This window comes from Catenulispora rubra, assembly GCF_015356825.1.
Taxonomy (GTDB): Bacteria; Actinomycetota; Actinomycetes; order Streptomycetales; family Catenulisporaceae; genus Catenulispora; species Catenulispora rubra.
On sequence record NZ_JAACYW010000414.1, the window covers coordinates 1 to 7,929 of the forward strand.

Annotated in this window: 10 protein-coding genes; 3 read left to right on the forward strand and 7 right to left on the reverse strand. The window is 70.8% G+C overall.

Annotation, left to right across the window (positions count from 1 at the left end; translation table 11 throughout):
• Nucleotides 1–217, forward strand: a 217-nt coding sequence (locus GWK61_RS50725) for a carbohydrate-binding protein (RefSeq protein ID WP_323748146.1), incomplete at its 5' end; no start/stop codon positions are given.
• Nucleotides 218–379: 162 nt separating this feature from the next.
• On the opposite strand, the gene GWK61_RS50730 is transcribed toward GWK61_RS50725, so the two are convergent.
• The 4 genes from GWK61_RS50730 to GWK61_RS50745 all read right to left on the reverse strand — a co-directional run bounded on the left by GWK61_RS50730 (nucleotide 380) and on the right by GWK61_RS50745 (nucleotide 4,006).
• Complete coding sequence (locus GWK61_RS50730) at nucleotides 380–931, reverse strand: TOPRIM nucleotidyl transferase/hydrolase domain-containing protein (RefSeq protein ID WP_194921168.1); 552 nt, start codon at nucleotides 929–931, stop codon at nucleotides 380–382.
• A 25-nt stretch (nucleotides 932–956) separates the two neighbouring features.
• Nucleotides 957–1,346: a hypothetical protein gene (locus tag GWK61_RS50735; RefSeq protein WP_194921170.1), complete on the reverse strand. Its 390-nt coding sequence runs from the start codon at nucleotides 1,344–1,346 to the stop codon at nucleotides 957–959.
• Between the two features lie 309 nt (nucleotides 1,347–1,655).
• Complete coding sequence (locus GWK61_RS50740) at nucleotides 1,656–2,531, reverse strand: SDR family NAD(P)-dependent oxidoreductase (RefSeq protein ID WP_194921177.1); 876 nt, start codon at nucleotides 2,529–2,531, stop codon at nucleotides 1,656–1,658.
• The gene (locus tag GWK61_RS50745) at nucleotides 2,531–4,006 is read right to left on the reverse strand and encodes a flavin-containing monooxygenase (RefSeq protein WP_194921178.1); all 1,476 of its coding nucleotides are present in this window, start codon (nucleotides 4,004–4,006) and stop codon (nucleotides 2,531–2,533) included. Before GWK61_RS50745 ends, GWK61_RS50740 begins: the two co-directional genes overlap by 1 nt.
• A gap of 10 nt (nucleotides 4,007–4,016) precedes the next feature.
• Between GWK61_RS50745 and GWK61_RS50750 the strand changes: the two genes are divergently transcribed.
• Nucleotides 4,017–4,217: a hypothetical protein gene (locus GWK61_RS50750; RefSeq protein ID WP_194921179.1), complete on the forward strand. Its 201-nt coding sequence runs from the start codon at nucleotides 4,017–4,019 to the stop codon at nucleotides 4,215–4,217.
• A gap of 93 nt (nucleotides 4,218–4,310) precedes the next feature.
• Here GWK61_RS50750 and GWK61_RS50755 read toward each other — a convergent pair whose 3' ends face one another.
• The 3 genes from GWK61_RS50755 to GWK61_RS50765 form a co-directional block, all read right to left on the reverse strand.
• Nucleotides 4,311–5,591, reverse strand: coding sequence for an NADH-quinone oxidoreductase subunit D (locus tag GWK61_RS50755; protein ID WP_194921180.1), 1,281 nt, complete (start codon nucleotides 5,589–5,591; stop codon nucleotides 4,311–4,313).
• A 332-nt stretch (nucleotides 5,592–5,923) separates the two neighbouring features.
• Nucleotides 5,924–6,850, reverse strand: coding sequence for a hypothetical protein (locus GWK61_RS50760; RefSeq protein ID WP_194921181.1), 927 nt, complete (start codon nucleotides 6,848–6,850; stop codon nucleotides 5,924–5,926).
• Nucleotides 6,851–6,917: 67 nt separating this feature from the next.
• Nucleotides 6,918–7,340, reverse strand: coding sequence for a DUF5990 family protein (locus GWK61_RS50765; RefSeq protein ID WP_194921182.1), 423 nt, complete (start codon nucleotides 7,338–7,340; stop codon nucleotides 6,918–6,920).
• Between the two features lie 93 nt (nucleotides 7,341–7,433).
• Here GWK61_RS50765 and GWK61_RS50770 point away from each other — a divergent pair, with 93 nt between their 5' ends.
• A complete protein-coding gene (locus tag GWK61_RS50770; protein WP_194921184.1) occupies nucleotides 7,434–7,877 on the forward strand; it encodes a bpX5 domain-containing protein in 444 nt (147 codons plus the stop codon).
• Nucleotides 7,878–7,929: the final 52 nt, after the last annotated feature.

The window sequence follows — 7,929 nt, forward strand, 5'->3', positions numbered from 1 at the left end:
CTCCAGCACGCCGAGCACGACCCCGCCCACGTCGTCCTCCTCGTCCTCGGGCGGCGGCGGCGGAACGTGCACCGCGGCCCCGTGGAACTCGCAGACCGCGTACACCGGCGGCGCCGTGGTGTCTTACAACGGCCACCAGTGGACGGCGAAGTGGTGGACCGAGGCCGACACCCCCGGCGGCTCGGCCGGCGTGTGGACGGACAACGGGCCCTGCTGAGGTCGCGACAGTCCGGCTGACCCAGCTGACCCAGCCGGCCGGCTGATCCGGTCCGTTTGAGAACCCTGATGCCCTGCACGCTGACCCCGCTGCAGGGCATCAGGCTTTTGCGTCACCCGGCACCCCAGCTACCCCAGCACCCCAGGGCAGCGCAGCACCCGGTCACAACCAAGCAAGCACCGCGTCCAGCGGATAAGGCACCCGCTCCAACGGCACGCGCTCCACCAGCAGCCGCGCCCACCGCTCCTTGCCCCCGCTGCGGCCCCCCATCATCCGCCGCAGCTGGTGAATCAGACTCTTGTCGCGCATCGCCGGCTGCCGTTGCAGCGTCCGAAAAGAGCGCTCCTCCCCCTCGGCGGCCACCAGGCGCAGCACCTCGGTGGCGCCGACCGCGCGGATGAGCTCGTCCTCCAGGTCGGCGCGGCAGACGAAGAAGCCGAACTCCTCCAGGTCCTCGGTCTTGGGACCGAGCTCCAGGCCGGCGCGCTCCAGACCCAGGCGGAAGAAGCGTTCCTCGGCCTCGTCGAACAGCCCGGCCAGCAACACGCCGCGCCCCTCGGGCCCGTATTCGTGCAGGTAGCGCGCGGCGTTGGTGGCGCCGTCCATCGCGACCACCTCGATGCCCTCGGCGTCCAGGTCGCGGCCCCGGCGGCGGGCCAGCGCACACAGCGCGGCCTGGTCGCTCACTCCTTCGACGAGGATGGCCGCGCGCATGCGTCGAGGATAGATCAGCGACCGATCAGATGCTGAGGATAAGTGCCAGCGGTACCAGGACCAATGTCACGACCAGCACGATGTAGCCGCTGAAGACGGCCGCGTAGCGCACGACGTGGCGCACCGGATGCGGCGGCGCGGCCGCCTCGAACTCGGGGTCGGCCACCTCCCCGCGCCGGGCGCCCTGCACCGCCAGCACGACCAGGCTCGCGCCGACCCAGCCCAGCACCGCGCCCCGCAGGTCCCCGCCGATGCCGCGGGGACCCCAGCCCAGGGCCCGGTACAGCGCCCAGGAGCCGAAGGCCGCGGCCGGCGTCCAGAACCACAGCGCGGCAGCGTGCACGGCGGCGTGGATGCTCCCGCGCGACCGCAGCACGGCCCGCAGATCGCCACGTGCCCGAGACCAGGACCACACCAACCGAAGCTTAGAGGGCGGCGACACGGAGCGAATCAGGGTCGGTACTTCACCGACTACGTATTCAGCTGTTGATACATTGCGGGGCGTCGGTCAATTCCCGCGGATCGCCAGGTATTCACCTCTGGACGATCCGCCGTGCCGGATCGAAGCTCTAATGAAAACCGCACCGATCCACGCATCGATCCGAGGAGTCGCACATGTTCCCCATGGGCTTGGTCATCCTCATCGCCGCCATCGTGGCCGTCGCGCTGGCGTTCATCTGTCTGATCGACGCACGCTCGGACCGCTGAGAAGAGGCTCGCGCCACTAGCGACGCCGCGCAGCGCGCGGGTTCAGCCGTACGAAGAACTCCCAGTACGTCGCCGGGAACAACCGGGCCAGCACGTCCGGCACCCGCGCCGACAGCGCGATCAGCACGCGGCCGCGCCGGTGCCGCACGCCCTCGATGATCCGGGCGGCGGCGCGGTCCGCCGGGTACGTCAGAACCTTGTTGAAGGCGCGCATGGCCTTCTCGCTCTGCTCCCGGTCGGCACCGGACGCGACGCGCGCGTCCAGGGCGATGCGGGTCTTGATACCGCCGGGATGAACGCTCGTCACCCCGACCTCGCCGGCCAGCTCGTGGCGCAGCGCCTCGGTGAAGCCGCGCAGCGCGAACTTGCTGGCCGAATAGGCAGTCTGACCGGGCGGCGCGATCAGCCCGAACAGGCTGGAGGTGTTGACGATGTGGCTGCCGACCGACTCCCGAAGCCGGGGCAGCAGCGCGCGCGTCAGAGCCACCGGAGCGGCGAAGTTGACCGCCATCACCCAGTCGAACTCCTCGGCCGTGGTCTCCGCGAACGTCCCGGCCAGCGCCACGCCGGCGTTGTTGATCAGCAGATTGAGGACCGGTTCGGCGTCCAGGATGTCGGCGGCGAGCTTGGCGACCGAGCCGGGGTCGGACAGATCGGCGACGAAGGTCCGTACCCGCGTCTGTATCTTTGAATAACCCCGTGGCCGCCGCCGGGTCACGATCCCGGCGACCTTCTCCAGCCGGTCGGCGTCCCGGTCGACCAGCACCAGGTGCGAACCCCGCAGCGCCAGGCCGTAGGCGAGCTGCTCCCCCATCCCGCCGGCCGCACCGGTGACCACCGCGACCGCGCCGTTGAAGCGGAACGGGGTGAGCTTGGGCGTCACGCCGGCCATCAGGACCCCACTCCCGCCTTCTCCCGCCGCGTCGGCCGCAGCGTCCGGTCCAGATCGCTCCGCAGCGTGGTGGCCGCGTCCAGGATGTAGTTCTGCCGCACCCGCCACGGACTCCGGTGCCCGGCGCGCGGGAACTCCTGGATCGAGCGCTGGATGTACCCCGAGCTCAGATCCAGCAGCGGCCGCTCGCGCAACGTGCCGTCGGGCACCGGCACCACCGAGGAGTAACCGCGTGCCGCCATGTGGTTCAGTATCTTGCACACCAGCCGCGAGGTCAGGTCGCCGCGCAGCGTCCAGGAGGCGTTGGTGTAGCCGACGCACACCGCGAAGTTCGGGATGCCGGTGACCATCGCCCCGCGCCACACGAACTGCTCGGCCAGCGGCACCTCGACGCCGTCCACGCGCGGCGCGATGCCGCCGAAGGCCAGCAGCCGCAGCCCGGTGGCGGTGATGACGACGTCCGCCGCCAGCACCTTGCCCGACTTCAGCCGGATGCCCTCGGGCACGAACGCCTCGATGTGGTCGGTCACCACCTCGGCCTTGCCCGAGCGGAGCGCCCGGAAGAAGTCCGCGTCGCGCGCCGCGCACACCCGCTGCTCCCACGGGTTGTAGCTCGGCGTGAAGTGCTCGCGCACCATCTCCTCGTCCTTCACGACCCGGGAGACCAGCTTGGTGAACAGCTTGCGCGCAGCCTGGGGACGGCGGCGGCAGAACTGGTTGACGCCGACCGTGAACGCGATGTTCTTGGCCCGGATGATCCGGTGCGCGGCCTTCGCCGGCAGCACGGCGCGCAGCTGGTCGGCCAGCTTGTCCCGGCCCGGCAGCGGGCTGATCCAGGTCGGGGAGCGCTGGAGCATGGTGACGTGCCCGGCGTCCGCCGCGATGGCCGGGACCAGGGTGACGGCCGTCGCGCCGCTGCCGATGACCACGACCCGCTTGCCGGCGTAGTCCAGGTCCTCCGGCCAGAACTGCGGATGCACGACCGTGCCCCGGTAGTCCTCGATGCCCGGGAAGTCGGGGGTGTAGCCGCTGTCGTAGTTGTAGTAGCCGGCGCAGGAGTAGAGGAAGTCGCAGGTCAGCGTGCGGCGCTCGACGGTTCCGTCGTCCCCGGTCTGCTCGACCGCGACGGACCAGCGCGCCTGCTCGCTCGACCAGTCCGCGCCGACCACCTTGGTCCGGAACCGGATCTTCTCCTCGATCCGGTGCCGCCGGGCGGTGTCCTTGACGTAGTCCAGGACCACGGCGCCGTCGGCCAGGGAATCGGCGCCGCGCCAGGGCTGGAACGGGTATCCCAGCGTGAACATGTCCGAGTCGGACCGCACGCCGGGATACCGGAACAGGTCCCAGGTGCCGCCGATCGCGGCGCGGGCCTCCAGGATCACGTAGCTGCGCTCCGGGCATTCGGTCTGCAGCCGGTACCCGGCGCCGATCCCGGACAGGCCCGCGCCGACCACGACCACGTCGAAATGCTCCATGTCCCACAGTGTGGCCGAGGACGGTTTACGCGACAAGGGTTTGTGTAAAGAGAATTTCGGCGCGTCGCTAGCCGAGGTGCCTGCCGTGCAGGTGGTGGTGACGGATGAGGGCGATGGTGCGATGGCGGCGGATTTTGCCGTGGCGTCGCCGCATTTTGTGCTTCTGGTTCATGTGCGTCCCCTTTGCAGAGTCCGATTGATTCGAACCTAGTCACGGGACGTGCGCAGTCAATACCTGTGTGAAGCCGCCGCAGGAACGTTCGGCGCCGTTCAGCGGTCGGCGCTGTTCAACGGTCCGCGCTGTTCAACGGTCCGCGCCGCCGAGCACCGGATCCACCGAGGCCACCACCGCCACGACGTCGGCCAGCATCCCGCCCTCGGCCATCGCCGACACCGCCTGCAGGTGCGTGAAGGACGGGTCGCGCAGGTGCACCCGGAACGGCCGGGTCCCGCCGTCGCTGACCACGTGCGCGCCGAGTTCGCCGCGCGGGGACTCCACACAGGAGTACACCTGCCCGGCGGGCACCGCGAAACCCTCGGTGACCAGCTTGAAGTGGTGGATCAGCGCCTCCATCGACTGCGCCATGATGTGCTGGATCCACTGCTCGGAGTTGCCCAGGCCGTCGGCGCCCAGCGCCAGCCGGGCCGGCCAGGCGATCTTCGGGTCGGCGAGCATCACCGGGCCGGGTTCCAGGCGGTCCAGGGCCTGCTCGACGATGCGCAGCGATTCGGCCATCTCGTGCAGGCGGACCAGGTAGCGGCCGTAGGCGTCGCAGCCGGTCTCGGTCGGTATGTCGAAGTCGTACGTGTCATAGCCCAGATACGGCTCGGCCTTGCGCAGATCGTGCGGAAGGCCGGCGGCGCGCAGGACCGGGCCGGTGATGCCCAGGGCCATGCACCCCGCCAGATCGAGGTACCCGACGTCCTTGGTACGGCCCATGAATATCGGGTTGGCGTTCAGCAGGCGCTCGTAGTCCAGCAGCCGCTTGGGGAACTCGGCTATCAGTGTCCTGATGCCCTCGACGACGCCGTCCGGCAGGTCCTGCGCCAGGCCGCCGGGCCGGACGTAGGCGTGGTTCATCCGGTTGCCGGTGACCGCCTCCAGGATGTCCAGGATCGGCTCGCGGTCCCGGAAACCGTTGGTCATCACGGTCATCGCGCCGAGTTCCATGCCGCCGGTGGCCAGCGCCACCAGATGCGAGGAGATGCGGTTCAGCTCCATCAGCAGGACCCTGATGACGTTCGCGCGCGGCGGCACCTCGTCCTCGACCCCGAGCAGCGCCTCGACCGCGCGGCAGTAGACCGTCTCGTTGAACAGCGGCATCAGGTAGTCGGCGCGGGTCAGGAACGTCACCGCCTGGGTCCAGTTCCGGTACTCCAGGTTCTTCTCGATCCCGGTGTGCAGGTAGCCGATGCCGCAGCGGGCCTCGACCACGCTCTCGCCCTCGATCTCCAGGATCAGCCGCAGCACGCCGTGCGTCGAGGGGTGCTGCGGGCCCATGTTGACGATCAGCCGGTCCTGGCCGCCGGGGCCGGCCCCGGGCTGGCGCTCCGCGTCGCGCAGGACTTCGTCCCAGTCGTACATATGGGGCATTTTTCCGCACCGGGGGAACTCCCGCCACCGGATGGGAGGCGCCCCACAGAACGGTACGCAATATGCCGGTGGGACATCCGCCGAAGGGCTCTCATTCGCGCGTATATTCGAAGAAGATGGACTGCCGCCGGGTGTCCTGCAAGTACTGTCCGGCGGCGCCGACGTCGGCGGGGCGCGGGGTTCGCGCGGCCGTCGGCGCCGGCCCAGGCGGTCGGCCGCCCGTCCGCCGGGCCGGCCGGCCGCCGCTCGGGGGATGCTCGGCTGGCGCTTTGACGGCGCTGGAATGGCGCTGGAATGGTGCGGCGAGTCGGAGCCTCAGAGCGTCAGCAGACGGGGCCGAGCTTGGCGCCGGGCTTGAGCGTGGTGAGCGCGAGCCATCCAGGTGGGCTGGCATTGTCGATGCGGCCGTAGACCCAGGTGGCGCCGTAGCCGTTCGCGGCGTGGCACCAGATGTACATGTGCTGACCGCTTCGGAAGGATCCGACGCTGCCGCAGGTGTCGTAAGGGCCCGAACGCAGTGCGGACGCGGCGGCCGCGAAGCCCTTGCCGTCTTGAGCGGGGACGTGTGAGGTGTGCCAGCCGGTGCAGACCGCAGGGGGCTTGCTGGAGGCCGGCGGCGGCTTCGGCGCCGAGGTGCTCGGCTTCGGTGGCGGCGCGGGCGTGGCGGGTGGATTCGCATTCTGATTCCCGAACGCGCTGCCCCCCACGCCGCTGCTGGTGGTGCTCTGGCCGCCGGGCACCGAGGTGGCGCCGTCCAGGGGCTGGCCGCCGTTCTGCGCGCCCTCGGTGGGGTCACCGGCGCCGGGACCGAACGCCGCGTTGAACTTCCCGTCGGCGGCGGCGGAGGTCGGTGGAGAGGATCCGTGGGTCAGCGAGATCGCGCCGATCGCCACTGCCACGGCCGCTGCGGCGCTGGCGCCGATGATGAGGTTGTTCCGTCGCCGGCCGCCGTCGGGTATCTCAGGGCCCTCCCACGACGGTTCCCACAGCACTTCCTGGACCGGAACCTCGATCTGCTGAGGCGGCGCCGGCGCCTCAGCCGGTCGCAGGGCGGCCGGTTCCGCCGGCGTGGATCGCTGACGCGGCGCGAAGCCTGGCGTGCGCGCGGGGATCGCCCGGATCTCCGGCGGGATCGACCGCATCGGCGTCATGAACGGATTGCCGCTCATCGACAACCCGGCGGCGTGCCCCGAGCCCGGTACCGTCCCAGGTCGCGGCGGCGGTATCGACTCGATCGGCTCGTCCGTCACAACCCACTCCCAGTCCGCCAGTCCGCCGCGCGGCAACAACGTGTCAGGAGTCTAATACCGGCGCCAGTCAGCCCGCGGTCCACTCCACCGCCGGCGGCACCAGGCGGGCCGTGACCGGGTTCCCCTTGGCATTGGTCAGGCCGCACCGGGCCAGCAGCGCACCCGAGGCGACGCCGGCCTCGTACACGTCCTGCGGGATCCCGGACAGCATCAGCTTCGCGCGGCAGAACATCGCGTATTCGCCGTCCTCGCCGATCCGGTACCACGACAGGTACACGAAGCGTCCGCCGATGCCGTCCTGCACGTGGCTGCCCCGCAGCGTGCGCTCGCCGTGCTTCGTCGTGAACGGCTCGACCGCCAGGTCCCAGGCCGCCTCGGCGGCGTCGCCGGGTACCGGGTCCAGCAAGGCGTACGGCTTGGCCCTGGCCTGGACCGCGACCGCGATGCCCGGCATCCCCGGCAGCTCGCGTCCCTCGATGCGCAGCAGCATGTGACCATGCTCGCATGCCGGTCCGACACCGCCACGGCGCCGCCGCGCTGCGTATCCTTTTGCGGTGAACAACCGAGCGACGGGGGCGGGACGATGACGATCTGCGAAGTGCGGCAGGCGGCGGACCGGCACGACCGGCACACGGTCGAGTCCTGGCAGCGCCGCGAGCCGGCACTCCCGGCGGTCGCGGTGCTGGGCATAGGCCCGGTGGCCGACGCGCTGGCCGAACTGGCGCAGGCGCTCCTGGCCGACGGCGCGGCGCTGCGCCTGGTGGCCGACCCCGAGTACCTGGTGGTCCTCGGCGAGGAGGCGGCACTGCCCTGGGTGGACGGCGCACGCTACCTCGGCTGGGACGGCAGCGCCCTGACCCTGACCACGCACCAGGTGCAGCCGGCCGCCGACCTGTGGCGCGCGGCGGCGCTGGCCGACGCCGACGCCGACCCGGCCTCGCTGGTGATCGTGCTGCCGGACCAGGTGCTGATCGCCGCGGGGGTCGAGACGCTGGATGAGGCGGCCGCCGCCGCGCAGACTTCCTGAGCCGCGCCCCGCCCTACTCAACCTGTCGCTTATACACATCTCCTGCCCCACC

What these genes read in the sequence shown, in the direction of transcription:
- GWK61_RS50730 (WP_194921168.1), bottom strand. Translation starts at nt 931, where the DNA reads ATGCGCGCGGCCATCCTCGTCGAAGGAGTGAGCGACCAGGCCGCGCTG.
- GWK61_RS50740 (WP_194921177.1), bottom strand. Translation starts at nt 2,531, where the DNA reads ATGGCCGGCGTGACGCCCAAGCTCACCCCGTTCCGCTTCAACGGCGCG.
- GWK61_RS50745 (WP_194921178.1), bottom strand. Translation starts at nt 4,006, where the DNA reads ATGGAGCATTTCGACGTGGTCGTGGTCGGCGCGGGCCTGTCCGGGATC.
- GWK61_RS50755 (WP_194921180.1), bottom strand. Translation starts at nt 5,591, where the DNA reads ATGTACGACTGGGACGAAGTCCTGCGCGACGCGGAGCGCCAGCCCGGG.
- GWK61_RS50765 (WP_194921182.1), bottom strand. Translation starts at nt 7,340, where the DNA reads ATGCTGCTGCGCATCGAGGGACGCGAGCTGCCGGGGATGCCGGGCATC.
- GWK61_RS50770 (WP_194921184.1), top strand. Translation starts at nt 7,434, where the DNA reads ATGACGATCTGCGAAGTGCGGCAGGCGGCGGACCGGCACGACCGGCAC.